Annotated in this window: 25 protein-coding genes; 15 read left to right on the top strand and 10 right to left on the bottom strand. The window is 57.1% G+C overall.

The genetic code is table 11. The features are described 5' to 3' along the window. The first annotated feature begins 85 nt into the window (after window positions 1-85). From VPX56_RS03615 to VPX56_RS03650, 8 genes are all read left to right on the top strand, one after another. On the top strand, window positions 86-499 hold the full coding sequence (locus VPX56_RS03615; RefSeq protein ID WP_131634045.1) for a DNA polymerase III subunit psi: 414 nt from the start codon (window positions 86-88) through the stop codon (window positions 497-499). Further along, window positions 468-911: a ribosomal protein S18-alanine N-acetyltransferase gene (gene rimI, locus VPX56_RS03620; RefSeq protein ID WP_326469932.1), complete on the top strand. Its 444-nt coding sequence runs from the start codon at window positions 468-470 to the stop codon at window positions 909-911. Before VPX56_RS03615 ends, rimI begins: the two co-directional genes overlap by 32 nt. A gap of 20 nt (window positions 912-931) precedes the next feature. Continuing rightward, window positions 932-1,609 carry a pyrimidine 5'-nucleotidase gene (gene yjjG, locus VPX56_RS03625; protein ID WP_131634043.1) on the top strand — a complete coding sequence of 226 codons (678 nt, stop codon included), beginning with the start codon at window positions 932-934 and terminating at the stop codon, window positions 1,607-1,609. A 91-nt stretch (window positions 1,610-1,700) separates the two neighbouring features. Then, window positions 1,701-3,290: a peptide chain release factor 3 gene (gene prfC, locus VPX56_RS03630; RefSeq protein ID WP_131634042.1), complete on the top strand. Its 1,590-nt coding sequence runs from the start codon at window positions 1,701-1,703 to the stop codon at window positions 3,288-3,290. A 304-nt stretch (window positions 3,291-3,594) separates the two neighbouring features. After that, complete coding sequence (gene osmY, locus VPX56_RS03635) at window positions 3,595-4,212, top strand: molecular chaperone OsmY (RefSeq protein ID WP_131634041.1); 618 nt, start codon at window positions 3,595-3,597, stop codon at window positions 4,210-4,212. A gap of 127 nt (window positions 4,213-4,339) precedes the next feature. Beyond that, the gene (locus VPX56_RS03640) at window positions 4,340-4,501 is read left to right on the top strand and encodes a DUF1328 domain-containing protein (protein WP_003856556.1); all 162 of its coding nucleotides are present in this window, start codon (window positions 4,340-4,342) and stop codon (window positions 4,499-4,501) included. A gap of 122 nt (window positions 4,502-4,623) precedes the next feature. After that, complete coding sequence (locus VPX56_RS03645; RefSeq protein ID WP_263610088.1) at window positions 4,624-5,676, top strand: patatin-like phospholipase family protein; 1,053 nt, start codon at window positions 4,624-4,626, stop codon at window positions 5,674-5,676. Continuing rightward, complete coding sequence (locus tag VPX56_RS03650; RefSeq protein WP_326469937.1) at window positions 5,673-6,455, top strand: TatD family hydrolase; 783 nt, start codon at window positions 5,673-5,675, stop codon at window positions 6,453-6,455. The genes VPX56_RS03645 and VPX56_RS03650 overlap by 4 nt, the downstream gene beginning before the upstream one ends. Here VPX56_RS03650 and VPX56_RS03655 read toward each other — a convergent pair. Next, entirely contained in the window at window positions 6,450-7,310 is an 861-nt protein-coding gene (locus VPX56_RS03655; protein ID WP_326469938.1) for a YjjW family glycine radical enzyme activase, read from the bottom strand. The two genes, VPX56_RS03650 and VPX56_RS03655, sit on opposite strands and share 6 nt — an antisense overlap. Further along, window positions 7,285-8,820, bottom strand: coding sequence for a YjjI family glycine radical enzyme (locus VPX56_RS03660; RefSeq protein ID WP_326469940.1), 1,536 nt, complete (start codon window positions 8,818-8,820; stop codon window positions 7,285-7,287). Before VPX56_RS03660 ends, VPX56_RS03655 begins: the two co-directional genes overlap by 26 nt. A gap of 261 nt (window positions 8,821-9,081) precedes the next feature. Here VPX56_RS03660 and deoC point away from each other — a divergent pair, with 261 nt between their 5' ends. The 4 genes from deoC (at window position 9,082) to deoD (ending at window position 13,408) form a co-directional block, all read left to right on the top strand. After that, entirely contained in the window at window positions 9,082-9,861 is a 780-nt protein-coding gene (gene deoC, locus VPX56_RS03665) for a deoxyribose-phosphate aldolase (RefSeq protein WP_326469943.1), read from the top strand. 100 nt (window positions 9,862-9,961) lie between these two features. Beyond that, the gene (deoA, locus tag VPX56_RS03670; RefSeq protein ID WP_326469945.1) at window positions 9,962-11,284 is read left to right on the top strand and encodes a thymidine phosphorylase; all 1,323 of its coding nucleotides are present in this window, start codon (window positions 9,962-9,964) and stop codon (window positions 11,282-11,284) included. 53 nt (window positions 11,285-11,337) lie between these two features. Then, complete coding sequence (deoB, locus tag VPX56_RS03675; protein WP_120159178.1) at window positions 11,338-12,561, top strand: phosphopentomutase; 1,224 nt, start codon at window positions 11,338-11,340, stop codon at window positions 12,559-12,561. 124 nt (window positions 12,562-12,685) lie between these two features. After that, window positions 12,686-13,408, top strand: coding sequence for a purine-nucleoside phosphorylase (gene deoD / locus VPX56_RS03680; RefSeq protein WP_010427122.1), 723 nt, complete (start codon window positions 12,686-12,688; stop codon window positions 13,406-13,408). Window positions 13,409-13,446: 38 nt separating this feature from the next. On the opposite strand, the gene VPX56_RS03685 is transcribed toward deoD, so the two are convergent. From VPX56_RS03685 to VPX56_RS03715, 7 genes are all read right to left on the bottom strand, one after another. Beyond that, a complete protein-coding gene (locus tag VPX56_RS03685) occupies window positions 13,447-14,019 on the bottom strand; it encodes a DUF1120 domain-containing protein (protein ID WP_131634034.1) in 573 nt (190 codons plus the stop codon). Next, entirely contained in the window at window positions 14,016-16,436 is a 2,421-nt protein-coding gene (locus VPX56_RS03690) for a fimbrial biogenesis usher protein (protein WP_407655106.1), read from the bottom strand. Before VPX56_RS03690 ends, VPX56_RS03685 begins: the two co-directional genes overlap by 4 nt. 25 nt (window positions 16,437-16,461) lie before the next feature. Next, window positions 16,462-17,169 carry a fimbria/pilus chaperone family protein gene (locus tag VPX56_RS03695; RefSeq protein WP_263609972.1) on the bottom strand — a complete coding sequence of 236 codons (708 nt, stop codon included), beginning with the start codon at window positions 17,167-17,169 and terminating at the stop codon, window positions 16,462-16,464. 77 nt (window positions 17,170-17,246) lie between these two features. Beyond that, window positions 17,247-17,930: a DUF1120 domain-containing protein gene (locus VPX56_RS03700; RefSeq protein ID WP_131634031.1), complete on the bottom strand. Its 684-nt coding sequence runs from the start codon at window positions 17,928-17,930 to the stop codon at window positions 17,247-17,249. Window positions 17,931-17,983: 53 nt separating this feature from the next. Next, window positions 17,984-18,685, bottom strand: a complete 702-nt coding sequence (locus VPX56_RS03705; protein ID WP_326469951.1) for a DUF1120 domain-containing protein — start codon at window positions 18,683-18,685, stop codon at window positions 17,984-17,986. Window positions 18,686-18,932: 247 nt separating this feature from the next. Continuing rightward, on the bottom strand, window positions 18,933-19,949 hold the full coding sequence (lplA, locus tag VPX56_RS03710) for a lipoate--protein ligase (protein ID WP_326469953.1): 1,017 nt from the start codon (window positions 19,947-19,949) through the stop codon (window positions 18,933-18,935). A gap of 39 nt (window positions 19,950-19,988) precedes the next feature. Further along, the gene (locus VPX56_RS03715; protein ID WP_131634028.1) at window positions 19,989-20,633 is read right to left on the bottom strand and encodes a YtjB family periplasmic protein; all 645 of its coding nucleotides are present in this window, start codon (window positions 20,631-20,633) and stop codon (window positions 19,989-19,991) included. Window positions 20,634-20,750: 117 nt separating this feature from the next. Between VPX56_RS03715 and serB the strand changes: the two genes are divergently transcribed. From serB to nadR, 3 genes are all read left to right on the top strand, one after another. Continuing rightward, window positions 20,751-21,719, top strand: coding sequence for a phosphoserine phosphatase (gene serB, locus VPX56_RS03720; RefSeq protein WP_131634027.1), 969 nt, complete (start codon window positions 20,751-20,753; stop codon window positions 21,717-21,719). A 74-nt stretch (window positions 21,720-21,793) separates the two neighbouring features. Next, complete coding sequence (gene radA, locus VPX56_RS03725) at window positions 21,794-23,179, top strand: DNA repair protein RadA (protein WP_119935623.1); 1,386 nt, start codon at window positions 21,794-21,796, stop codon at window positions 23,177-23,179. A 37-nt stretch (window positions 23,180-23,216) separates the two neighbouring features. Further along, complete coding sequence (gene nadR, locus VPX56_RS03730) at window positions 23,217-24,449, top strand: multifunctional transcriptional regulator/nicotinamide-nucleotide adenylyltransferase/ribosylnicotinamide kinase NadR (protein WP_131634026.1); 1,233 nt, start codon at window positions 23,217-23,219, stop codon at window positions 24,447-24,449. A 99-nt stretch (window positions 24,450-24,548) separates the two neighbouring features. Here nadR and VPX56_RS03735 read toward each other — a convergent pair whose 3' ends face one another. Further along, entirely contained in the window at window positions 24,549-25,550 is a 1,002-nt protein-coding gene (locus VPX56_RS03735) for a zinc-binding alcohol dehydrogenase family protein (protein WP_326469958.1), read from the bottom strand. Between the last annotated feature and the right edge of the window lie 81 nt (window positions 25,551-25,631).

Consider the following 25,631-nt stretch of genomic DNA (forward strand, 5'->3'; position numbering starts at 1 on the left):
ACTCAGGCGGGGATTATAGTAGGTAGATGGCGCACTTTCGACACATTTGCTATATTTGCGCGCCTGAGAGACAGGAGTTTTCCCTATGACATCCCGACGAGACTGGCAGTTGCAGCAGCTGGGCATTACCCAGTGGGCCTTGCGTCGCCCGACGGCGTTGCAGGGCGAAATCGCCATCTCCATCCCAGCGCACGTGCGTCTGGTGATGGTGGCGGAGGAAATGCCTGCCCTGAATGAACCCCTTATCGGTGATGTCCTTCGCAGCCTGAAGCTGACGTCCGATCAGGTTTTACCGCTAACACCAGATCGGGTGGCGATGCTTCCCCCTGACAGCCGCTGCAACAGCTGGCGTTTGGGTGAGACGGACGCGACCTCTCTGCAGGGGAGCCAAATCTCCTCGCCAGCGCTTGACGAACTGAAGGCCGACCCAAACGCGCGTCGCGCGCTATGGCAACAAATCTGCGAATATGAACACGATTTCTTCCCTCACGACGCCTGATCTGACGACGGCATTCGAGATTGAAAAACGCGCCCACGCCTTTCCGTGGAGCGAAAAAACCTTCGCCAGCAACCAGGGCGAACGGTATCTGAACTACCGCCTGGACGTCGATGGCAAAATGGCGGCGTTTGCGATTACCCAGGTCGTTCTTGATGAAGCGACGCTGTTTAACATTGCGGTTGATCCTGCGTTTCAGCGCCGTGGGCTGGGGAGAGAACTGCTCGAGCACCTCATTCGGGCGCTCGAAACCCGTGACGTTTTCACCCTGTGGCTGGAGGTGCGCGCGTCGAACGTCGCCGCCATCGCGCTCTATGAAAGCTTAGGCTTTAACGAGGCGACAATCCGCCGTAACTACTACCCCACCGCAGAGGGACGTGAAGACGCCATCATTATGGCTCTGCCGATTGGATAACAAATAATAAGGTTGTAACGATGAAATGGGACTGGATTTTCTTTGATGCCGACGAAACGCTGTTTACGTTTGACTCATTCGGCGGCCTACAGCGGATGTTTCTCGACTATAGCGTGACCTTCACCGCTGAAGATTTTCAGGACTATCAGGCGGTGAACAAGCCGCTGTGGGTGGATTACCAGAATGGGGCCATCACCGCGTTACAACTGCAGCACCAGCGCTTCGACGTGTGGGCCGAACGCCTGAACGTGAGCCCGGGGGCGCTGAACGATGCCTTCCTGAACGCCATGGCGGATATCTGCGCGCCATTGCCTGGCGCAGTTTCCCTGCTGGATTCACTTAAAGGCAAGGCGAAGCTCGGGATTATCACCAACGGCTTTACCGCGCTGCAGCAGATCCGCCTCGAGCGCACCGGCCTGCGGGATCATTTTGACGCGCTGGTGATCTCCGAAGAGGTGGGCGTGCCGAAGCCGGACCCGCGTATTTTTGATTACGCGCTGGCGAAGGCCGGCAACCCTGACCGCGACCGCGTGCTGATGGTAGGGGATACCGCAGAGTCCGATATTCTTGGCGGCATCAGGTCCGGTCTGTCGACCGTCTGGTTAAATGCGCACGGCCGCGTGCAGCCGGAAGGCATCGAGCCGACCTGGACCGTCTCGTCATTAAGCGAACTGGAGCAGCTCCTGTGTAAACAATGATTGCCTGCCCCCCGTTGATGGGTAAAATAGCCGCAATTTCGTATTCCATGATGCGTGGCGTGCTGCCGCGCTTATAAAAGAAGATTTAATTATGACGTTGTCTCCTTATCTGCAGGAGGTGGCCAAGCGCCGCACTTTTGCCATTATCTCGCACCCGGATGCCGGTAAAACGACCATCACCGAGAAGGTGCTGCTGTTCGGACAGGCGATCCAGACTGCCGGTACCGTTAAGGGCCGTGGCTCCAGCCAGCACGCAAAATCTGACTGGATGGAGATGGAAAAGCAGCGTGGTATTTCGATTACCACCTCCGTGATGCAGTTCCCGTATCACGACTGCCTGGTGAACCTGCTGGACACCCCGGGCCACGAAGACTTCTCCGAAGATACCTACCGTACCCTGACGGCGGTGGACTGCTGCCTGATGGTGATCGACGCCGCGAAAGGTGTAGAAGACCGGACCCGTAAGCTGATGGAAGTTACCCGTCTGCGCGACACGCCGATCCTCACCTTTATGAACAAACTCGACCGTGACATCCGCGATCCGATGGAAGTGATGGACGAAGTTGAAAGCGAGCTGAAGATCGCCTGTGCGCCAATCACCTGGCCGATCGGCTGCGGCAAGCTGTTTAAAGGCGTTTACCACCTCTATAAAGACGAAACCTACCTGTATCAGACCGGTAAGGGCCACACCATTCAGGAAGTCCGCGTGGTAAAAGGCCTGGACAACCCTGAGCTGGACGCTGCGGTTGGTGAAGAGCTGGCCGCGCAGCTGCGCGACGAGCTGGAGCTGGTGAAAGGTGCGTCCCACGAGTTCGATAAAGAGCTGTTCCTGGCGGGCGAAATTACGCCGGTGTTCTTCGGTACCGCGCTGGGTAACTTTGGCGTTGACCATATGCTCGACGGTCTGGTGGAGTGGGCGCCGCGCCCAATGCCGCGCAAAACCGACACCCGCGAAGTTGAAGCGCAGGAAGAGAAGTTCACCGGCTTCGTCTTTAAAATTCAGGCCAACATGGACCCGAAACACCGCGACCGCGTAGCGTTCATGCGCGTGGTGTCCGGTAAATATGAGAAGGGCATGAAGCTGCGCCAGGTCCGTATCGGGAAAGACGTTGTCATCTCCGACGCGCTGACCTTTATGGCGGGCGACCGTTCGCACGTTGAAGAGGCCTATCCGGGCGACATCATCGGCCTGCATAACCACGGTACTATCCAGATTGGCGATACCTTCACCCAGGGCGAAATGATGAAGTTCACCGGCATCCCGAACTTCGCGCCGGAACTGTTCCGTCGCATTCGCCTGCGCGACCCGCTGAAGCAGAAGCAGCTGCTGAAAGGCCTGGTTCAGCTCTCAGAAGAGGGCGCCGTGCAGGTGTTCCGCCCAATCGCGAACAACGACCTGATCGTGGGCGCGGTCGGTGTGCTGCAGTTCGACGTGGTGGTTGCGCGCCTGAAGAGCGAGTACAACGTTGAAGCGATTTACGAATCCGTAAACGTGGCAACGGCGCGCTGGGTTGAATGTTCTGACGTGAAGAAATTCGAAGAATTTAAGCGTAAGAACGAGATCCAGCTGGCGCTGGATGGCGGCGATAACCTGACCTATATCGCCCCAACCATGGTGAACCTGAACCTGACGCAGGAACGTTATCCTGACGTTCAGTTCCGTAAAACCCGCGAGCACTAATCCCCCCTCAGAGCACGGCTGCCGCCGTGCTCGTCTTTAATTCCTGTCTTATTAATCCCTTGCGGAATGTTCTTAATTCATCGCAATTTCATGCCATTCGCGCGTTTTTTGCCCAATTTTGAAAGCGGCGCTGTGAGAGTGATCTATATTTAACTCAGTGTTTAGCACCGGGCACGGATGAATTAACTGTTCAATGCATGACTCAACGTTCTCCATTTCGCCCGTGTGTTTATTCGCAACATATAAAACTAGCAATAAGGGAAGTTTGTCGCCCGAATAACGGGCAAAACACAGGAATACATCGATGAATATGACAAGACTGAAGATTTCTAAAACTCTGCTGGCTGTGACATTGGGTAGCGTCCTGGTAAGTGGTTCTGCCCTGGCGGAAACCAGCACCATGGATAAAGCGCAGTCCACTGCTGATACCGCAGGGGAAAAAATCGATAGCTCTATGAATAAAGTCGGTAATTTCATGGATGACAGCTCAATCACAGCAAAAGTGAAAGCCGCGCTGGTGGATGATGAAGCCATCAAGAGCACCGATATTTCCGTTAAAACCGATAAGAAAGTTGTCACCCTGAGTGGTTTCGTTGAAAGCCAGGCTCAGGCTGAACAGGCAGTGAAGGTGGCCAAGGGTGTCGAAGGCGTAACCGACGTGAGCGACAAACTGCACGTCCGTGATGCTAAAGACTCCTCTGTGAAAGGTTATGCCGGGGATGCGGCAACCACCAGCGAAATCAAAGCTAAACTCTTAGCAGATGACATCGTACCTTCACGAAAAGTGAAAGTGGAAACCACCGACGGTGTGGTTCAGCTTTCCGGTACGGTAGATTCCCAGGCGCAAATTGAACGTGCTGAAACCATCGCGAAAGCCATTGATGGCGTCAAAAGCGTCAAAAACGACCTGAAAGCGAAGTAAATCAACACAATTCGCCCGTCTGGCTGAGGCCAGCGGGCGAAATAAGAACGACACTGGAATGACGCCGGTGAGTCGCCTGAGCGCTCACGTTTAGCGGCCGACATTAACTATGGTAAAGGAGAGGCTTATGTTTCGTTGGGGCATTATATTTCTGGTTATCGCGTTAATTGCCGCCGCATTGGGCTTTGGTGGATTGGCAGGTACAGCGGCCTGGGCAGCAAAAATTGTCTTCGTCGTCGGTATTATCCTGTTCCTGGTCAGCCTGTTTACGGGTCGACGCCGTCCGTAGCAAACGCAATATTTCATAAACAAAGTAAAGCCAGTCCTTGTGACTGGCTTTTTCTTGTTTGAGTCTCAGTGCCGGAGTGCGTTACTGTGTCTGAACAGAATAACGAAAACAGGAAGGCAGAGGTGGGGCAGCGAATTCCCGTTACGCTCGGTAATATTGCGCCGCTGGCGTTGAAACCGTTTCACGCAGGGCAGCTTGCGCTGGTGTGTGAAGGCGGCGGGCAGCGCGGCATTTTTACGGCCGGCGTGCTGGACGAATTTATGCGCGCGCAGTTTAACCCTTTCAACCTCTACTTTGGCACCTCTGCAGGTGCTCAGAATCTGTCCGCTTACGTCTGTAATCAGCCCGGCTATGCCCGCAAGGTCATAATGCGCTACACGACGTCGAAGGAATTTTTCAATCCGGTGCGTTTTGTGCGCGGCGGAAACCTGATCGATCTCGACTGGCTGCTGGAGTCCACCGCCAGCCAGATGCCGCTGGCGATGGACACCGCGGCACGTCTGTTTGATAGCGGAAAAGAGTTCTGGATGTGCGCCAGCCGGGGCGATGACTACTCTCCGGGCTATTTTTCGCCGCAGAAAGAGAACTGGCTCGACATCATTCGCGCCTCCAGCGCCATTCCCGGTTTTTATCGCACCGGCGCGCTGCTGGACGGGATTAGCTACCTGGACGGCGGTATCAGCGACGCCGTACCGGTACAGGAAGCCGCGCGACGCGGGGCGAAAACCATCGTCGTGATCCGCACCGTGCCCTCGCAAATGTATTACACCCCGCAGTGGTTTAAGCGCATGGAGCGCTGGCTGGGCGATAGCAGCCTGCAGCCGCTGGTGAATATTGCGAAGCTGCATGAATCGACCTACGGTGCGATGCAGCAATTTATTGAAAAACCGCCGGGCAAGCTGCGCATCTTCGAAATTTATCCGCCTAAGCCGCTGGTTAGCATGGCGCTGGGCAGCCGCCTGCCGGCGCTGCGCATGGACTACAAAACAGGACGGCTGTGCGGACGCTATTTCCTCGCGACGGTGGGGAAAATGCTGGCTGAGCAACCGCCCCTTCACCGACATAAGCGAATTATCACTCCCCCTGCTATTGTGGCGAATGACGCGCTGGCGATGCCGCTGGTCGACATTCCGCAGGCGAATGATGCGCCACTGGATAACGAGGATCTGGCGTGACGTACCGTTTTGTCGACACCCACTGCCACTTTGATTTTCCGCCGTTTACCGGAGATGAGCTGCAAAGCATCGCCCGCGCAGCAGACGCCGGCGTTCAGGCGATAATTGTGCCCGCAGTTGAAGCCGCATACTTCGATCGCGTGCTGGCGCTTGCCCGCCGCCATGATGCGCTGTATGCCGCGCTGGGCCTGCATCCAATTGTGATTGAACACCATCTGGACGAGCATATCGACAGGCTGGACGCAGTTGTGCAAACGGCAGGAAACAAGCTGGTGGCCATCGGCGAGATCGGGCTCGATCTCTATCGTGATGATCCCCAGTTTGAGCGCCAGCAGACGATCCTCGACGCGCAGCTCAGGCTGGCAAAGCGCCGCGATCTGCCGGTGATCCTCCACTCAAGGCGCACGCACGACAAGCTGGCGATGCACCTGAAGCGTGCCGATCTGCCGCGCAGGGGCGTGGTGCACGGTTTTTCCGGCAGCCTACAGCAGGCGCAGCGTTTTATCGATCTGGGCTATAAGATTGGCGTCGGTGGCACCATCACCTATCCGCGCGCCAGTAAAACCCGGGACGTGATGGCGCAGCTGCCGCTGTCGGCGCTGCTACTGGAAACCGATGCCCCCGACATGCCGCTCAACGGCTTTCAGGGGCAGCCTAATCGTCCGGAACAGGCGGCGCGCGTATTTACCACCCTTTGTGAACTGCGTAAGGAGCCTGAAGAGGTGATTGCCGATGCGCTACTTGAAAACACCCGTTCGGTATTTGGCATCGCGCTATAGATAAAGCGCCGGGCGGATCGCCCTAATCTTCTGCTTTTCCAGCGCTTCAGCCAGGGGTTCAACGTCCCCCGGCGTGGCGCTGCGCCATGATGCCGCCACTCCGTAAACGCCGTGCGCGTGAAACGCGTTGATGCGTACCGGTACGTTGCCCAGGGAGTGGATAAACGTGGTCAATGCTTCGATATGTTCCAGATAATCGCACTGCTCGGGGATCACCAGCAGCCGCAGCTCGGTTAACCGCTGATGCTGCGCCAGCCAGCGGATGCTCTGCTTAATCTGCGGGTTTTCGCGCCCGGTCAGGAAGCGGTGATGTTCGTTTCCCCAGGCTTTCAGATCCAGCATCGCCCCGTCCAGTACCGGCAGAAGCTTTTGCCAGCCGGTTTCACCCAGCAGACCGTTGCTGTCTACCAGACAGGTTAAGTGGCGCAGAGCGGGATCGGCTTTGATCGCCGTAAAAAGGGCGATCACAAACGGCAGCTGCGTGGTGGCTTCGCCGCCGCTGACGGTAACGCCCTCGATAAACGGAGCGGCTTTGCGGATCTGCGCGAGGATCTCCTCCACGCTAAAGCGATGCGCCATCGGCGTGGCCTGCTGCGGGCACAGGTGCAGGCAGGTGTCGCACTGCTGACACTGGCTCTCCTGCCACCAGACCCGCCCGGCCTGAATGTTCAGCGCATCGTGCGGGCAGTGGGGCACGCAGTCGCCGCAGTCGTTGCAGCGACCGATCGTCCACGGGTTGTGGCAGGTTTTGCAGCGCAGGTTGCACCCCTGCAGGAACAGCGCCAGGCGGCTGCCCGGCCCGTCCACGCAGGAGAAGGGGATAACCTGACTAACTAAAGCGCATCTGCTGTTCATGGCTTATCACGCGCGGCTGACGTTCCAGAATGCGGGTATTGCGTGCGGCTTCCTCTCCCAGCCAGGTGGTGTTGGTGCGCGATCCGGCCTCCCGATACTTCTCAAGATCCGACAGTCGCACCATGTATCCGGTGACGCGCACCAGATCGTTGCCCGCCACGTTGGCGGTGAATTCACGCATACCGGCGCTAAAGGCGCCCAGGCACAGCTGCACCACGGCCTGCGGGTTACGTTTTACCGTCTCTTCCAGCGTCAGGATGTCGCTGATCCCGGAGTGATAGTGTTTGTGGTGTGGCGCAACGGCCAGCAGATGGGTAATCGGATCGGGCTCGTCGCCGTAAGGCAGCCGCGCGCCCGGCGTGGTGCCCGAATCCGAACTGATCCCCGACTGCGCATGGAGCATCGCGCGTTTTTTCCAGCCGTGTTTAACCGGCGTGTTCTCCACAAACGCCGCGAGCCGTTCGCTGATGCGATAGCCCAGGGCGTTGGCCTGCTCGTCCTTGCCGTAGCGTGCTTTCATTCCGCTCTTGTCACAGAGCGTGTTTACCGCTTCGGACAGGCCGTACATGCCAAACATCGGCACAAAACGATCTGCCTCAATCAACCCCTCTTTCACCAGGAAGCTATTCTCAAAGAATCCAGATTGCTCATACAGAAAATCGCAGCGTGCATCGATGATGGCCATTTGCTGCTCGCAGTAGTGCGGCAACGTGCGGGTAAAGAAATCTTCAACGGAGGCGCTGTGTTCAGCAATCGCCTTCAGGTTGAGGCGAACCAGGGTGCTGCCACCGCCTGCCAGCGGCAGTGAGTTGTAACAGCTCACCACGCCGTAACGACCTTTTGTGAAAATTTTATCATTCATCGGGCCATTAGAAATATGCGGTTTGCTGCATTCGCAAATATTTTTAGCCACCTCAAGCAGCAAATCATCCGGTGTGATTTCAGGATCGTAGATAAAGGTCAAATTCGGTGCGACCTGCTTCAGCTCCGCATCAGCGCGCAGAATGGCGCGCGTGACCGGCGTGTCTGCCGGGCCGATATTGGCGTGCATAAAGGCATCCGGCAGCGTGCGGTCGAGGTAGCGCCAGAAACGTTTTATTCGGCTATCGATCTCTTCCTGTGTTAGAATTCTAACATACGGTTGCAGTATCGCATCGAGCTGGCCCAGATACACGGGCATCGATGTGACGGACGGAACATGATGGTAGAGGATGGTTAACAGCGAGAGGGCATCGTCGAGATCGTTTGCCCCTTCCAGCTCCAGCCATTCTGAACCGTTAGCCAGGAATTTTGCGTAATCCGGCAGTACGTAGCGCGGCTTGTAAGGCGCATGGCCTTCGAACATATCGCAGATAAAGCCCTCGTCCAGCGCGGCGCGGGCAGCCGATGGCAGCGTGGGATAGGGCAGATTATTTTCCGCTTCCAGCGCCAGAAAATGACGTTTTTGCTCCGGGGTTAATACCGGGCTTGTCACAATGTGCTGGCAACGTTGTTGCAGGGCGTCGGGCATGTTCGCTTCCTTGATGGTTCTGCGGATGGTCAGTGAATTGTAGGAAGCCAGCCTGCCGGGGCTTTTGATCCGACAGGGGGTATCGCTGCTTTAGCCAGCAATTTACGCGCTAAAGTTTGAAGAAGATCTCATTACAGTAATGCAAATTTGTACGCAGTTTTCATTAACTGTGATGAATGTCGAAGTGTGGATGCGGGTGAATGTTAGAATACTCACAGACCCGCAAGGTAAATTTATACGGCACTGCCGTTGGAGAATGTTATGACCGACTTAACTGCAAGCAGCCTGCGCGCGTTGAAGCTGATGGACCTGACTACCCTGAACGATGACGACACCAATGAGAAAGTCATCGCCCTGTGCCACCAGGCGAAAACGCCGGTGGGTAACACCGCCGCCGTCTGTATCTACCCGCGCTTTATCCCTATTGCCCGCAAAACGCTGAACGCGCAGGGCACGCCGGACGTGCGCATTGCCACCGTGACCAACTTCCCGCACGGCAATGACGATATCGACATCGCGCTGGCAGAAACCCGCGCGGCGATTGCCTACGGCGCTGATGAAGTTGACGTGGTATTCCCGTATCGCGCGCTGATTGCCGGCAACGAGCAGGTCGGTTTTGACCTGGTGAAAGCCTGTAAAGACGCGTGTGCGGCGGCAAACGTGCTGCTTAAAGTGATCGTCGAAACCGGCGAGCTGAAAGAAGAGGCGCTGATTCGTAAGGCGTCTGAAATCTCCATCAAAGCCGGTGCGGATTTCATCAAAACCTCTACCGGTAAAGTGCCGGTTAACGCCACCCCGGAAAGCGCGCGCATCATGATGGAAGTGATCCGCGACATGGGCGTATCCAAAACCGTTGGCTTTAAGCCTGCGGGCGGCGTGCGTACCGCTGAAGACGCGCAGCAGTTCCTGGCGATTGCCGACGAGCTGTTTGGCGCAGACTGGGCCGATTCCCGTCACTACCGCTTCGGCGCGTCCAGCCTGCTGGCCAGCCTGCTGAAGGCGCTGGGCCACGGCGACGGTAAGAGCGCAAGCAGCTACTAAGTTTGAATTGCCGGGTGGCGCTACGCTTACCCGGCCTACCGGATCGTGGTCGGGTAAACCGTACCCGCCGCCATTCACCCGATTCCTCATGGGGGTTACCGTGTTTCTCGCACAAGAAATTATTCGTAAAAAACGTGATGGTCATGCATTAAGCGACGAAGAGATCCGCTTCTTTATCAACGGCATTCGTGATAACACCGTCTCTGAAGGGCAGATTGCGGCTCTGGCGATGACCATTTTCTTCCACGATATGTCGATGCCCGAGCGCGTGTCGCTGACCATGGCGATGCGAGATTCAGGAACCGTTCTGGACTGGAAAAGCCTCAACCTTAACGGCCCGATTGTGGATAAACACTCCACCGGCGGCGTGGGCGACGTGACCTCCCTGATGCTCGGCCCGATGGTGGCGGCCTGCGGCGGTTACGTTCCGATGATCTCCGGACGCGGCCTGGGCCACACCGGCGGTACGCTCGACAAGCTGGAAGCCATTCCGGGCTTCGATATCTTCCCGGATGACGGCCGCTTCCGCGACATTATTAAAGACGTTGGCGTGGCGATTATCGGCCAAACCAGCTCTCTTGCTCCGGCAGACAAGCGTTTCTACGCGACGCGCGACATTACCGCCACCGTTGACTCCATCCCGCTGATTACCGCCTCGATCCTTGCCAAAAAACTGGCAGAAGGCCTGGACGCGCTGGTGATGGACGTGAAGGTCGGCAGCGGCGCGTTTATGCCAACCTATGAACTTTCTGCTGCGCTTGCCGAAGCGATCGTTGGCGTCTCCAACGGCGGGGGCGTGCGCACTACCGCGCTGCTCACCGACATGAACCAGGTGCTGGCCTCCAGCGCCGGTAACGCCGTCGAAGTGCGCGAAGCGGTCCAGTTCCTGACGGGTGAATACCGTAACCCGCGCCTGTTTGACGTCACCATGGCGCTGTGCGTTGAGATGTTAATCTCCGGCAAGCTGGCCAAAGACGATGCAGAAGCGCGCGCGAAGCTGCAGGCGGTGCTGGACAACGGCAAAGCGGCGGAGATCTTTGGCCGCATGGTGGCCGCGCAGAAAGGCCCGACCGACTTCGTTGAAAACTACGCCAAATACCTGCCGACCGCGATGCTCAGCAAAGCGGTCTATGCGGATACCGAAGGCTTTGTTTCGGCAATGGACACCCGCGCGCTCGGCATGGCGGTCGTGTCTATGGGCGGCGGTCGCCGTCAGGCATCGGACACCATTGATTACAGCGTTGGCTTTACCGATATGACCCGCCTGGGCGACAGCGTTGACGGCCAACGTCCGCTGGCGGTGATCCACGCGAAAGACGAAGCCAGCTGGCAGGACGCGGCGAAAGCGGTAAAAGCGGCAATTAAGCTTGACGATAAAGCACCGGAAACCACACCGACTGTCTATCGCCGTATCACTGAATAACGGTATACTGATCTGATCGCTATTTTTTGAAGCACTACGTACGGAGAACAATTATGAAACGTGCATTTATTATGGTGCTGGACTCATTCGGCATCGGCGCAACTGAAGATGCGGATCGTTTTGGTGACGTGGGTTCCGATACCATGGGTCACATCGCGGAAGCCTGCGCTAAAGGCGAAGCGGACAACGGTCGTAAAGGTCCTCTGACCCTGCCAAACCTGACCCGCCTCGGGCTGGTGAAAGCGCATGAAGGTTCTACCGGTAAAATCGCAGCCGGTATGGACGGCAACGCGGAAGTGGTGGGCGCATACGCCTGGGCGCACGAGCTCTCTTCCGGTAAAGATACCCCGTCTGGGCACTGGGAAATCGCCGGTGTGCCGGTTCTGTTCGACTGGGGCTACTTCTCGGATCATGAGAACAGCTTCCCACAGGAGCTGCTGGACAAGCTGGTGAAGCGTGCCAACCTGCCGGGCTATCTCGGCAACTGCCACTCTTCCGGTACCGTGATCCTGGACGAGCTCGGTGAAGAGCACATGAAAACCGGCAAGCCGATTTTCTACACCTCTGCCGACTCCGTGTTCCAGATTGCCTGCCATGAAGAGACCTACGGCCTGGATAAACTTTATGAGCTGTGCGAAATCGCCCGTGAAGAGCTGACCGAAGGCGGCTACAACATTGGCCGCGTGATCGCGCGTCCGTTTATCGGCGACAAAGCGGGTAACTTCCAGCGCACCGGCAACCGTCACGATCTGGCCGTTGAGCCACCGGCGCCAACCGTGCTGCAGAAGCTGGTAGAAGAGAAAGACGGCCACGTGGTTTCCGTGGGTAAAATCGCGGACATCTACGCCAACTGCGGCATCACCAAAAAAGTGAAAGCCACCGGTCTGGACGCGCTGTTCGACGCCACCATCAAAGAGATGAAGGAAGCGGGTGACAAGACCATTGTTTTCACCAACTTCGTGGACTTCGACTCCTCCTGGGGTCACCGTCGCGATATCGCGGGCTATGCCGCCGGCCTGGAGCTGTTTGACCGCCGCCTGCCGGAGCTGATGGAGCTGGTGGGGGAAGATGACATTCTGATCCTGACCGCGGACCACGGCTGTGACCCAAGCTGGACCGGTACCGACCACACCCGCGAGCACATTCCGGTGCTGGTGTACGGCCCGAAAGTGAAGCCGGGCTCGCTGGGGCACCGTGAAACCTTCGCGGATATCGGCCAGACCATTGCGAAATACTTTGGTACGTCTGACATGGAATATGGCAAGGCCATGTTCTAAACGGATTGGGTGCGGCCTGATGCCCTCACCCCGGCCCTCTCCCACAGGGAGAGGGAGAACAGAATGTAGGCCCGGATCGCTGCGCGCCACCGGGCAAAAAAATTCAAATGAAAAGGAACTGAAGATGGCAACTCCTCACATTAATGCAGAAATGGGTGATTTCGCTGACGTCGTATTGATGCCTGGCGACCCGCTGCGCGCGAAGCACATTGCTGAAACCTTCCTGGAAGACGTGCGTGAAGTGAACAACGTTCGCGGCATGCTGGGCTTCACCGGTACCTATAAAGGCCGCAAAATCTCCGTTATGGGCCACGGCATGGGTATCCCATCCTGCTCCATCTACACCAAAGAGCTGATCACCGATTTCGGCGTGAAGAAAATCATCCGCGTGGGCTCCTGCGGCGCGGTGCGCATGGACGTTAAGCTGCGCGATATCGTTATCGGCATGGGTGCCTGCACCGATTCCAAAGTGAACCGCATGCGTTTCAAAGACCATGACTTCGCGGCAATTGCTGACTTCGGCATGGTGCGTGACGCGGTTGACGCGGCAAAAGCGCTGGGCGTTGAAGCGCGCGTGGGTAACATCTTCTCTGCTGACCTGTTCTATGCACCGGACGGCGGCGAGATGTTCGACGTGATGGAAAAATACGGCATCCTGGGCGTGGAAATGGAAGCGGCAGGTATCTACGGCGTGGCGGCTGAGTTTGGTGCGAAAGCGCTGACCATCTGCACCGTGTCTGACCACATCCGTACTCACGAGCAGACCACCGCTGCCGAGCGTCAGACCACCTTCAACGACATGATCAAAATCGCGCTGGAATCCGTTCTGCTGGGCGATAAAGAGTAATCTTTTCTGCCGGGCGGCGTTCGCAGCCCGGCATCTTCTTACTGCTGCGTTAACACTTCCCACATCAGATCGCTTTCAAGCGTGGTGATATCCGTTGAGTATGAAAATTGCCTATCGTTAAGGACGGGCGTCAATTTCATGGTGAAGCTCATATGGCTACCGCTTACCGGAGCCTGGTTATCGACGGCAATGATCCCATCGTTATTACGCAGCAACAGGCTTTCCTGACTCTCTCCGCTCGGGGTGAAATGGGTGCGATCGACCGTTTTGGAGAACGCGTAGCTTTTTCCGTCCACCACCATATTGCTCACGCGCACCGCCAAACCGCTGTTATCACCAAAATAGAAGCGGCCTTTTTCCCCTGCGCGGCCCTGGATAAACAGGGCGACAGGCTGGCTATCCTGGCAGTTAACGTTGACGTTGATCTCCCTGGACGGCATCTGGTTCCAGCCTTTTTTGGCCTCCACGACGTCATTCTGCTTCAGCAGGCCAAAGCTAATGCCGCTCGTGGTAAAGGAGAGCTGGCATTCATCATCCGCCAGGGCTACGTGGGTTGAAAGTGAAGATAGGGCTGCTACTGCAATCAGCAGATACTTACCTCGGGATCTCATTGGCAAACTCCTTTCGCCATTTCATAGAACGCGTCTTTGTCCTGCTGGTCGCTCAGCGTGTATTTAATGCGACACAGGCGCTGCATGTTGTCATCCACGGCGTACAGCGTCGGGCTTTTCGACATATCGGAAATGAAAATGCGCCCGTCATCGACGGTGCTGACCAGATAGTTGTTTTTCTCATCCACAATACTGGTGCCTTTCGGTAACCAGCTGCCGTCAGCCTGTTTCACTTCCAGCATCACGCGGCGGGTGTTAAGCACTTCAAAGTCCAGCTCTTTGAAGGCGGCGTGGGCTGCCGAGATATTTTTGATCCCGTTAGCCAGGTCCATGCTCTTCGGTAAGGTATTGGCGTTCACTTCGATACGTGACTTCCGCCACTCCGTCATTTCAGGCACGACGGCCTGACCCCAGCGGTCGGTCCAGACGCGACCCTGAGGCGTGGAGATTTCAATGCCGCTCTCGGGTTCACTCAGACGAGCGATACCGAAGGTCTCTTTCACCTCGTATGGCGAGAAGGTCAGGCCATGTCCATGCGCGGCGATCCCGCCGGAGAGCGTTGCACTGTAGTTGCGCTGGTCGCTGCCGCTGGAGCCTGCGCCAATGCCGAGCTGGGTATAATGCAGGTTGGTATTAATATTGCCGTTGAAGCTGTTTTCGTGGCTCTGGTCGTCACGATCGGCAGAGATATAGTAGTTTGTGTCCTGGCCCAGCGAACCGCTATTTTGCAGGCCATAGTTGGTCTTCTCACCCTGGCTGCGCATATACGCACCCACGCGCTGCGATCCCAGCGGGAAGCTGACGTTGACGTAAAACATATCATCGTCGTTCAGCGTGCTGTCATCGTCGTCCGACTGCTGGTTGACCGCGTGCTGCCAGTTGGCAGAGATATTCATGTACTTGAATGACTGTCCCCAGGAGACGATCACGCTGCGGGTATCATCGCTGTCATTGGTTGCCTGATAGCCGTAATAGCCCAGAGAGAAGGTGCCGAGCATATTATTGCTCCAGCTCAGGTTCGCGCTGTAGCTGCTCTGATAGCCGTCAAAGTCGTCGACAAGAGCTTCCGTCAGTTCGCGATAGCCGGTGCTGTATTTCGCTGCGCTGAGGCTGACGTTCAGGTTGCCCGGTATCGACATGCCGGCGCTCAACTCTCCCTTCGCCCCCTGCTGCGATTCGCCGTAGTTTGCCTTGCTGCCCAGCAGCGAGCCGGAAAGCGTCATGCGTTCAGCCGGGAGCCACTGCAGCATGCCCCCGACAGCCTGGTAGTCCTGGGCGAGCACGCCGGATGCGGTGGTGATCCAGTCTCTGTCGAGACGCCAGCCGTCGGAAACGTTGTAGACCCAGGGCATGGAGTAATCGCTGTCGACTTCGCGAACGCGACCCAGCGACATCGCCAGGCCCACCGGGCGCGATACCTGGAAGTTGAACGAAGAGGACGGCACGGTAAAGCGGGTAATGGAGTTGTCGGTCTCCACCACGCTGACGTCGAGGTTGGCATTGCTGCGGACCACGGGCACGTTTTCGAGGTTGAACGGCCCCGCGTTGACCAGCGTGGAGTAAATCAGCTGACCCGACTGGCGGACCTCAACGCGCGCCTGGTTGCCCCGCGCGAGTCCCTTAACGGTAACGCCCGGCGTATCCTGCGCTAAACCCTGTTCGGGAATAAACTGTACGCCGTTGATGGCCGCGCCGCCAAAAAGCGGAGACTGAACGTTAATTTGCCCGACCTGCGCGCGAACCTTCTGTGACTGGAACACGTGTTCACCGTAGGTATACAGGCTGTCTGAACGATATTCCCCGTTGTCGTCGGTGATCATATAGCGGCTACGCACCGCCCACTCAGCGATGTTTAACCCGGCTTCGAGGTTGGCCTGGGTATAATCCTGGCTCTCAGAACCGCTAAATTCACTGCGGCTGCTGAACAGGTTGTAGTTGAACAGCCCGGCCGTACCGCCCTTAATGAAGTTTTGCGGGGTCAGAAAACCGTTGTCCAGCGCCTCTGCCGGTAAATAAAGCTCCAGCGATTCGCTGCCGGGCATGGCGTTAATGACGGCAGAGGGATAATCCGCGAGCAAATCGTGGCAGGATTCATTCTTGCCGATGCGCAAGGGCATTAAGCCCGTGGCGCTGATAAAGTCCTCATCGGCACACACCTGACCCTTATCCCCAAAAAGCACTGCCAGAGATCCTTTGTCCACGCCGTTGATTTTGACTGAAACGGTATGTCTTCCAGGAAGAAAACGCGGCGCTTCGGAAAAGTACTCCGCCAGGTTTTTACTGATCCCGCGCGTGGCAAGAATATCCGTATCAAAGGTCACTTCCCTGGCCATCAACGGCGAGCCGGGGATAATTGAAACTGTCAGCGAGCAGTAAAGCGCTGCTCGAATCAAAGAGGCAAGGTTCAGGCTGTTCACGCATTAACTCTCATTATATTTATTGTTATTGACCCAGCGGTGCGGTGAAGTCCGGAACGTTAATGCCGTAGCGGCTGGCTGGATAGAAACGCACGGATTTATCGCCGGCAATCCCTTTCGCCACGCTGACGTCCAGCGTCTGGCCCGGCAGGATGTAGGTTTTCTGCAGCTTCCCGGCGGTATTGGACGGCAGGAAGGTGACGTTTTGCGCCAGGCGAACCACATAGGCGGACGGGTTTTTCACTTTGATGTTCTGGCCGCTACCGGACCAGGTCAGCAGCTTCCAGGCATCGGTGACAACGGGCAGATTTTTAGGGCGGATGAGCACCGGCAGATCCTGGCGCATGTTGAAGCCAATCTTCATGTTTTTATCGGTGTTTTTTGGCGGAATGCCTTCAAACGTCACGCGTTTGAGATGCTCAACCGTGAGCGGCTGCGGGTTCTGCATAATAAAGCGCAGCTGCTGCTGCTGGCCCGGCTCGACGCGAACGACCGGCTGGGTCACGTCCAGCTTGATGCCGGTGTCATCGGGCAGATCGATAATGGTGGTGTACAGCAGCGCAGGGCCGTTATCGGTGTTTTTGACGTTCATCACGCCGCTGTGGGTGGACTCATCAACGACCAGCAGCGTGGTTTCCGGCACCATGCCCGCGGCATTCGCCTGCGTTACGAGGGCAGAAAACAGGAATGGGGCGGCAAGCGCCAGTTTGCAAAGAGAGGATGATACAGACATCGAGATTATTCCTTTAACCTGATAAAAAGGCCTCCTCAATAAAAGGAGGCCTGGTTCATTCATTATCGCGGTGATAATTAGATATATTTCACGGTGATCGTTGCCTGGCCTGACAGATTGGTATCATCCGTAATGGCCAGCGTAGTGGTGTCTTCAATCGCCAGAGAAACCTTCAGCGGGAATACTGCAGTGGTGTAAGCCAGTGGCGCAGTGGTACCGGTGGTCGCCACGGTCATCATTTCGGCATTGCCGTTTTTGATGATACCGGTGGTAGATTTAGCCCAGGTCGGCGCGGTGGCCGCACCGGAGATTGGATCGACCTTCACGCCGTCAGCGGTGACGTTAGCAATGTCGGTGAAGACAGAATAGGCACCGATTTTCACGTCGCCTGCCAGACCCACGCCGTAAGACTGGTCTGCGCTGCTTACTGAACCGTTTGCGGCATCGCCGTTAGTGATGGTCACGCCAGTAGCGCGAGACGCCGCGCTGTCATCGGTAATGGTCCAGCCCGCTTTCGCACCGGCGTCCGGGCAATTGATGGTCAGGGAGATGTCTTTGGTGCCCAGCTGGTTGTCGGTGGTGGCAGACAGTTCAGACAGGTGGATACGGCCGTAGTCCACTACGCCGCCGCCGCTCAGGGTCGGGGTGCAGGCTTCAACAGAGAGCAGGCCGGTCACTTTCAGTACAGCGGTAGAGGCTGCGTTCGCGCCTGCGGCGGTCAGCGCCATCGCGACGGCACTGGCAAGTAAAATCTTTTTCATCGTTGTTCCTTAACGGTTAATTCATCGCGCCAATATCAGGGGCACAAAAGGGATTACAGGTAGTGAAGCGTAATGGTTGCCTGGCCGGCGATTGGGGTATCGTCAGTAATCGCCAGGGTGGATGTTTTTTCTACCGCGAGCGCGATGCGCAGCGGGAAGACGGCGTTGGTAAAAGCGATAGGCTGCACCGGCGTGATCTGAGAAAGAGTGTACTGCTCATCAGTTTGGGCATAATCAAATACTGTGGCATCAAAGAACTTCGACCATCCCTCAAGGGCATCTGTATTAGTATTGATTGATTCAATGACCTTTTGCGTAGTGCCATCGGCTGTTGACGCATTTTTGTTGATCGAAACGGCATAGGCACCGATATTGACGCCCCCTGCGGTTTTACCTACGCCAAAATGGTTAGGCTCGGAGCCACTGTAAACGTTGCCGCCGCTGAAGCCAGCACTGAGGATATCAATGTTGGCGGCACCACCTACGTTATCTTCAATAGTCCATGACACCTTGGTGGGTGAGGAACATGTAATGGAGAGCGTGGTGTCTTTGTGGCCTAGCTGGTTTGTTGCTGTTGAAGACAGCGTATCAACAAAATAGGTACCAAAATCAATGGTAACACCACCGCTCATGGATGGGGTACAGGCGTCGTTAGTCAGGACACCCTGAACTTTTAACTGTGCGGTAGAATCTGCAGCGTGCGCTGTTGCAGAAAGTGCCATAGCAACGGTTGTTGCAACTAATAACTTTTTCATCGTTAATCCTTAACGAAAATGTGAAGTAATCGCGGAAGGGATAATTAATATTATCTTGCGAGTCTGTATTTTCGTTTCGGGTGATGAATACGTCTATTTAGATTATTTGCAGCGTGTTTTCAGAAGAGCTAAATAAATAATGGAATGATAAAGTTAATAGTATGGCTGTTATTAAATGTAAATTAAATTTACTGAATATATTTACCCCACCAAAGCCGTTTCGCAGGCTTTAGTGGGATATCAGGTATTACTGAACCGCAGTTATTATCCACTGTGATAATTCCCGCAGCTCCTTTTCCTGCTCGGGGAAATCGCCGATCAGCGCATCGCATTCTTGCTGCAGCATATCCGCCCGATACAGGCAGCCCTGCAAACGTGCCGCCAGCGCCTCCAGCGGCGCCGGGTTCAGGCTGTCCGTAAACACCTGCGTGCGGGTGATATGGCCTTTCTCGACGTCAAAGTGCAGCTCCACGCCGCCCCATGTAAAACGCTCATCCAGCAGATGGGAAAACGCAGGCGCCTGGCCGAAGTTCCACTCCCAGCTGCTCTGGCGGGCAAAGGTTTCCGCGAAGTTGGGCAGGTCCGGGGTGTTATCCGGGGAGATGACTTCCGCGTCGACGCGCTCGCCGTAATGTTCAAAGAATGCGTCACGGATCGCATCGCAAATCTGCTCGTGGGTAATTCCCGGCAGCAGTTCAACCAGATTCGCCACGCGCCCGCGCACGGAGGTGATCCCCTTGGCCTGCAGCTTTTTCTTGTCCGGGTTGAGGTAGTTCGCCAGACGGCTCAGGTCGGCGTTCAGCAGCAGGGTGCCGTGGTGGAAGCCGCGATCCATCGTTTCGCGGTAGGCGGAGCCGGAGACCTTCCGGTCGCCCTCGGGGGTTTTCACCACCAGGTCGTTACGCCCGGACGCCTCCGCCGTCACGCCGAGCGAATTCAGCGCGTTGAGGACGATGGATGTTGAGATAGTTTTGTCGTACTCCGGTTTGCCCGCCATAAAGGTGAAGCAGGTATTGCCGAGGTCGTGGAATACCGCGCCCCCGCCGCTGCTGCGGCGCGCAAGGCGGACGTTGTCCTCTTCCATGCGCCGCGTGTTGCACTCTTTCCACGGATTTTGCGCGCGGCCAATCACCACCGTATCGGCATTGCGCCACAGAAACAAAACGCGCTGGGTGGCGGGCATCTGGCGGAAGATGCACTCTTCCACCGCGAGATTGAACCAGGGATCGTAAGAGTCAGAGATAAGCAGGCGTAACGTCGTCATGGCAGAGTTCCTTTTCCGAATCGTTCGCCTACTTTATCACTATTCTTTCTTCTCGCTCTCTTCGTCTTCGGGAACCGACCTGCTGGCGGTGAGCAGGAACGGCGACTGCTGCCAGCGGGTGCGCTTGCCCTGGAGCAGGGTACGTGCCAGCACGACGCCAATCGCCAGCGAGAGCAGCAGCATCAGGCGCAGAATATTGGTGGTGTTATCCACCTGTTTGGCTTCGGTCGGCAGGGTGTGGGTGTCGAGCGTCAGGCGCAGGTAGCCCAGTGGGCCATTCTTTCCCTGAATAGGTTCGACAATTTGCTGGTTGAAATAGCCCCCGGCTTTTTTGCCGTCCAGCGCCAGCCTGTCGCGCACGTCAACGTGCTCGCCCGCGCGGGCAATCAGATCGCCTTTTTCGTCGTAGACGCCTGCGTCCAGAATGCGGCTGTTCTCCGTTAACAGGCGTAAGACCTGGCCTATGCGCTTGTCATCGGGCGTTTCGTTACGCATGGACGGGGCGACGTTGAGCGTCACCTGACGCGCCAGCGTGCGGGCCAGCTCTTCAAACTGCGGGTTTCGTTGCCGTTGATGGTTCTGGCTAAACCATGATGCCCCTTGCATCAGCGCGACCAATAGTGCGAGACAGGAAAGGACAATCACGGCGCGATGTAGCCGGAATTTCAGTTTTGCGCGAGCCATATTCCACCTGCTGAAAATTTACGGCTTAATGTTGCCAGAAGTGATGGTTACAGGGTAGCCTCATGCGTTATTTTCCCTCTGGAACCTTCCGGCGCGAACGAATTTACAGGAGCTTCAATGCCGAACATTACCTGGTGCGACCTGCCAACGGATGTCTCTTTATGGCCAGGATTGCCGCTCTCATTAAGTGGCGATGAGGTGATGCCTCTGGATTACCACGCTGGCCGTAGCGGCTGGCTGCTGTACGGACGCGGTCTGGACAAGCAGCGTCTCACCCAATACCAAACTAAACTGGGTGCGGCGATGGTCATTGTGGCGGCCTGGTGCGTGGAAGATTATCAGGTCATTCGCCTGGCCGGTTCCCTGACCCAGCGCGCGACGCGACTGGCGCACGACGCCGGGCTGGACGTTGCGCCGCTTGGTAAAATTCCGCACCTGAAAACGCCGGGCCTGCTGGTGATGGACATGGATTCTACCGCCATCCAGATCGAGTGCATCGACGAAATCGCCAAACTGGCGGGTAGCGGCGAGCTGGTGGCGGAAGTCACCGAGCGTGCGATGCGCGGCGAGCTGGACTTCACCGCCAGCCTGAGGCAGCGCGTGGCAACCCTGAAGGGGGCCGATGCGAACATTCTGCGCCAGGTGCGCGACGAGCTGCCGCTGATGCCGGGGCTGACGCAGCTGGTGCTGAAGCTGGAGACGCTCGGCTGGAAAGTGGCGATTGCCTCCGGCGGGTTCACCTTCTTTGCCGACTACCTGCGCGACAAGCTGCGTCTGACCACCGTAGTGGCAAACGAGCTGGAGATTATGGACGGCAAGCTGACCGGGCAGGTGATCGGTGACATCGTCGACGCGCAGTACAAGGCCAATACCCTGACGCGCCTGGCGGGAAAATATGACATTCCGGCGGCGCAGACCGTGGCCATCGGCGACGGTGCCAACGATCTGCCGATGATCAAGGTTGCTGGTCTTGGCATTGCCTATCACGCCAAGCCAAAAGTAAATGAAAAGACGGAAGTGACTATCCGTCACGCTGACCTGATGGGGGTGTTCTGCATTCTCTCCGGCAGCATTAATCAGAAATAACGGTCTGCTTTGTAGGCCGGGTAAGCGTTAGCGCCACCCGGCGCGCAGGCCGCACAGATATAACGAGGTAAACCGTGGCGAAAGCTCCAAAACGCGCATTTGTCTGTAATGAATGTGGTGCGGATTATCCGCGCTGGCAGGGGCAATGCAGCGCCTGTCATGCCTGGAACACCATCACCGAAGTGCGTGGTGTGGCGGCTTCGCCGAGCGTGGCCCGTAACGAGCGCCTGAGCGGCTACGCGGGTAACGCCGGCGTGTCGAAAGTGCAAAAGCTCTCGGACATCAGCCTCGAAGAGCTGCCGCGCTTCTCCACCGGCTTCAAAGAGTTCGACCGCGTGCTCGGCGGCGGCGTGGTGCCGGGCAGCGCCATTCTGATCGGCGGTAACCCGGGCGCGGGTAAATCGACCCTGCTGCTGCAAACGCTGTGCAAGCTCGCCGAACAGATGAAAACCCTGTACGTCACGGGCGAAGAGTCGCTGCAGCAGGTGGCGATGCGCGCGCACCGCCTGGGCCTGCCGACCGGCAACCTGAACATGCTCTCTGAAACCAGCATCGAGCAGATCTGCATGATTGCCGAAGAAGAGCAGCCGAAGCTGATGGTGATCGACTCCATCCAGGTGATGCACATGGCGGACATTCAGTCCTCGCCGGGCAGCGTGGCGCAGGTGCGCGAAACGGCTGCCTACCTCACGCGCTTTGCCAAAACGCGCGGCGTGGCGATTGTGATGGTCGGCCACGTGACCAAAGACGGCTCGCTGGCCGGGCCGAAGGTGCTTGAACACTGTATCGACTGCTCCGTGATGCTCGACGGTGATGCCGACTCTCGCTTCCGCACCCTGCGCAGCCACAAGAACCGCTTTGGTGCGGTAAACGAGCTGGGCGTGTTTGCCATGACCGAGCAGGGGCTGCGGGAAGTCAGCAACCCGTCGGCCATCTTCCTGAGCCGCGGCGACGAAGTCACCTCCGGCAGCTCGGTGATGGTGCTGTGGGAAGGGACGCGCCCGCTGCTTGTCGAAATTCAGGCGCTGGTGGACGTGTCGATGATGGGCAACCCGCGGCGCGTGGCGGTCGGCCTGGAGCAGAACCGTCTGGCGATCCTGCTGGCGGTGCTGCACCGTCACGGCGGCCTGCAGATGGCGGATCAGGACGTCTTCGTTAACGTGGTCGGCGGCGTGAAAGTCTCGGAAACCAGCGCAGACCTGGCGCTGCTGCTGGCGATGGTCTCCAGCCTGCGCGACAGGCCGCTGCCGCAGGATCTGGTGGTCTTTGGCGAAGTAGGGCTGGCCGGGGAGATCCGTCCGGTGCCGAGCGGCCAGGAGCGTATCTCCGAGGCGGCGAAACACGGCTTCCGTCGTGCCATTGTCCCAGCCGCCAACGTGCCGAAAAAAATCCCGGAAGGGATGAAGGTCTTCGGCGTGAAAAAACTCGCGGATGCGTTAAATGTCTTTGACGACTTATAATTACGTAAATTTGATTTTGCAGGAGGCACCGTAATTTATGTCATCATTTGACTATCTCAAGACCGCAATCCGCCAGAAGGGCTGCACGCTGCAGCAGGTGGCGGATGCCAGCGGCATGACCAAAGGCTACTTAAGCCAGCTGCTGAACGCCAAAATCAAAAGCCCCAGCGCGCAGAAGCTGGAAGCGCTGCACCGCTTTCTGGGGCTGGAATTCCCGCGTATGCAAAAGAACATCGGCGTGGTGTTCGGCAAGTTTTACCCGCTGCATACCGGGCATATCTATCTGATCCAGCGCGCCTGTAGCCAGGTTGACGAACTGCACATCATCATGGGCTACGACGAAACGCGTGACCGTCAGCTGTTCGAGGACAGCGCCATGTCGCAGCAGCCGACGGTGCCGGACCGCCTGCGCTGGCTGCTCCAGACCTTTAAGTATCAGAAAAACATTCGCATTCATGCCTTCAACGAAGAGGGCATGGAGCCGTATCCGCACGGCTGGGACGTATGGAGCAACGGCGTGAAGGCGTTTATGGAAGAGAAGGGCATTGCCCCGAACTGGATCTACACCTCTGAAGAGTCCGACGCGCCGCAGTTCCGCGAGCATCTGGGCATCGAGACGGTGCTGATCGATCCGAAACGCACCTTCATGAACATCAGCGGGGCGCAGATCCGCGAAAACCCGTCCCGCTACTGGGATTACATTCCGACGGAAGTGAAGCCGTTCTTTGTGCGCACGGTGGCGATTCTGGGCGGCGAATCGAGCGGAAAATCAACGCTGGTTAACAAGCTGGCGAATATCTTCAACACCACCAGCGCGTGGGAGTACGGGCGCGATTACGTCTTATCCCACCTGGGCGGCGATGAGATGGCGCTACAGTATTCTGATTATGATAAAATCGCGCTCGGCCATGCGCAGTACATTGATTTTGCAGTGAAATATGCCAACAAGGTGGCGTTTATCGACACCGATTTCGTCACCACCCAGGCGTTCTGTAAAAAGTACGAGGGGCGAGAGCACCCGTTCGTGCAGGCGCTGATTGACGAATACCGCTTTGACCTGGTGATCCTGCTGGAAAACAACACGCCGTGGGTGGCCGACGGCATGCGCAGCCTCGGCAGCTCCGTCAACAGAAAAGAGTTTCAGTCCATGCTGGTGGAGATGCTGAACGAGAACAACGTTGAGTTTGTCCACGTGGAGGAGTCTGACTACGACTCCCGCTTCCTGCGCTGCGTCGAGCTGGTGAAGGAGATGATGGGGGAGCAGGGGTAAAAGACTTACCCCTCACCCTAACCCTCTCCCCACAGGGGAGAGGGGACGTTAACCTCCCTCTCCCTTTGGGAGAGGGCCGGGGTGAGGGGAACAAGCCACTCAATACTCAACCACCACTTTCCCCCGCATATGCCCTTCCAGCACTTTGCGGTGCGCCTCGGTAATGCTTTCCACGCTCAGCCCGTGCAGCGTTTCGCTGAGCGAGCTTTCCACCACGCCGTTATCCACCAGCTTGGCCACCTCATTGAGGATCTCCCCCTGGCGTGCCATATCCGCCGTCTGGTACATGCTGCGGGTGTACATAAATTCCCAGTGCAGGGCGGCGGATTTAGACTTCAGCTTGTCCTGATTCAGCGGATGTTCATTCTCAACAATTGAGCAGATATGCCCCTGCGGCGCAATCAGTTCGCTGACCGCATCCCAGTGCCCGTCGGTATCGTTGAGGATGAAAATATAATCCACAAAGGTCAGCCCCTGTTTCGAGAGCTCGCCTTTCAGATCGCGGTAGTTGACGACGCGGTCCGCACCGCGATCGCGACACCACTGTGCGGAATCTTCCCGCGAGGCGGTAGCGATCACCGTGACCTTACTGTTGTGCTTCGCAAACGGGATCGCCAGCGATCCGACGCCGCCCGCGCCGCCAACGATCAGCAGCGTTTTGTCCGATCCGGCATCCTGAATGTTCAGCCGTTCAAACAGGCCTTCCCACGCGGTGAGGGCGGTTAAGGGCAGTGCAGCGGCAGCCGCCCAGCCGAGGCTGGCAGGCTTACGCCCGACAATCCGCGCATCGATCAGCTGATGCGTGGTGTTGCTTCCCGAGCGGGTGATATCGCCCGCGTACCAGACTTCGTCGCCGGGTTTGAACCCGGTGACGCCAGACCCCACGGCCTTCACGATCCCGCTGGCATCCCACCCGAGCACGCGCGGATCGTTCAGCCCGTTTTTGGCAATGCCCGCATGGACTTTGGTATCGACAGGATTTATGGAAACGGCCTTCACCTCCACGAGCAGATCCTGCTCGCCGGGCTGCGGCATCGGTAAATCGATCTCAATGAAAGCGGCGGGGTTCGCTGGGTTAACGGCAATGGCTTTAACAGACATGGTGTGCTCCTCAATGGAATGCGTTTTGTTGAGGCTAGTCTATAAAGTGGACAGCTGCGTGATAAGATGGACAATCAAGAA

This window comes from Enterobacter wuhouensis, assembly GCF_035835995.1.
GTDB lineage: Bacteria > Pseudomonadota > Gammaproteobacteria > Enterobacterales > Enterobacteriaceae > Enterobacter > Enterobacter wuhouensis.

Coding starts and splice junctions, on each gene's coding strand:
- deoD (WP_010427122.1), top strand. CDS start 12,686: ATGGCAACTCCTCACATTAATGCAGAAATGGGTGATTTCGCTGACGTC.
- VPX56_RS03660 (WP_326469940.1), bottom strand. CDS start 8,820: ATGCCCGACGCCCTGCAACAACGTTGCCAGCACATTGTGACAAGCCCG.
- serB (WP_131634027.1), top strand. CDS start 20,751: ATGCCGAACATTACCTGGTGCGACCTGCCAACGGATGTCTCTTTATGG.
- osmY (WP_131634041.1), top strand. CDS start 3,595: ATGAATATGACAAGACTGAAGATTTCTAAAACTCTGCTGGCTGTGACA.
- yjjG (WP_131634043.1), top strand. CDS start 932: ATGAAATGGGACTGGATTTTCTTTGATGCCGACGAAACGCTGTTTACG.
- VPX56_RS03695 (WP_263609972.1), bottom strand. CDS start 17,169: ATGTCTGTATCATCCTCTCTTTGCAAACTGGCGCTTGCCGCCCCATTC.
- VPX56_RS03735 (WP_326469958.1), bottom strand. CDS start 25,550: ATGTCTGTTAAAGCCATTGCCGTTAACCCAGCGAACCCCGCCGCTTTC.
- VPX56_RS03705 (WP_326469951.1), bottom strand. CDS start 18,685: ATGAAAAAGTTATTAGTTGCAACAACCGTTGCTATGGCACTTTCTGCA.
- lplA (WP_326469953.1), bottom strand. CDS start 19,949: ATGACGACGTTACGCCTGCTTATCTCTGACTCTTACGATCCCTGGTTC.
- prfC (WP_131634042.1), top strand. CDS start 1,701: ATGACGTTGTCTCCTTATCTGCAGGAGGTGGCCAAGCGCCGCACTTTT.
- VPX56_RS03655 (WP_326469938.1), bottom strand. CDS start 7,310: ATGAACAGCAGATGCGCTTTAGTTAGTCAGGTTATCCCCTTCTCCTGC.
- VPX56_RS03700 (WP_131634031.1), bottom strand. CDS start 17,930: ATGAAAAAGATTTTACTTGCCAGTGCCGTCGCGATGGCGCTGACCGCC.
- VPX56_RS03715 (WP_131634028.1), bottom strand. CDS start 20,633: ATGGCTCGCGCAAAACTGAAATTCCGGCTACATCGCGCCGTGATTGTC.
- VPX56_RS03615 (WP_131634045.1), top strand. CDS start 86: ATGACATCCCGACGAGACTGGCAGTTGCAGCAGCTGGGCATTACCCAG.
- rimI (WP_326469932.1), top strand. CDS start 468: ATGAACACGATTTCTTCCCTCACGACGCCTGATCTGACGACGGCATTC.
- VPX56_RS03640 (WP_003856556.1), top strand. CDS start 4,340: ATGTTTCGTTGGGGCATTATATTTCTGGTTATCGCGTTAATTGCCGCC.
- deoB (WP_120159178.1), top strand. CDS start 11,338: ATGAAACGTGCATTTATTATGGTGCTGGACTCATTCGGCATCGGCGCA.
- VPX56_RS03685 (WP_131634034.1), bottom strand. CDS start 14,019: ATGAGATCCCGAGGTAAGTATCTGCTGATTGCAGTAGCAGCCCTATCT.
- deoC (WP_326469943.1), top strand. CDS start 9,082: ATGACCGACTTAACTGCAAGCAGCCTGCGCGCGTTGAAGCTGATGGAC.
- nadR (WP_131634026.1), top strand. CDS start 23,217: ATGTCATCATTTGACTATCTCAAGACCGCAATCCGCCAGAAGGGCTGC.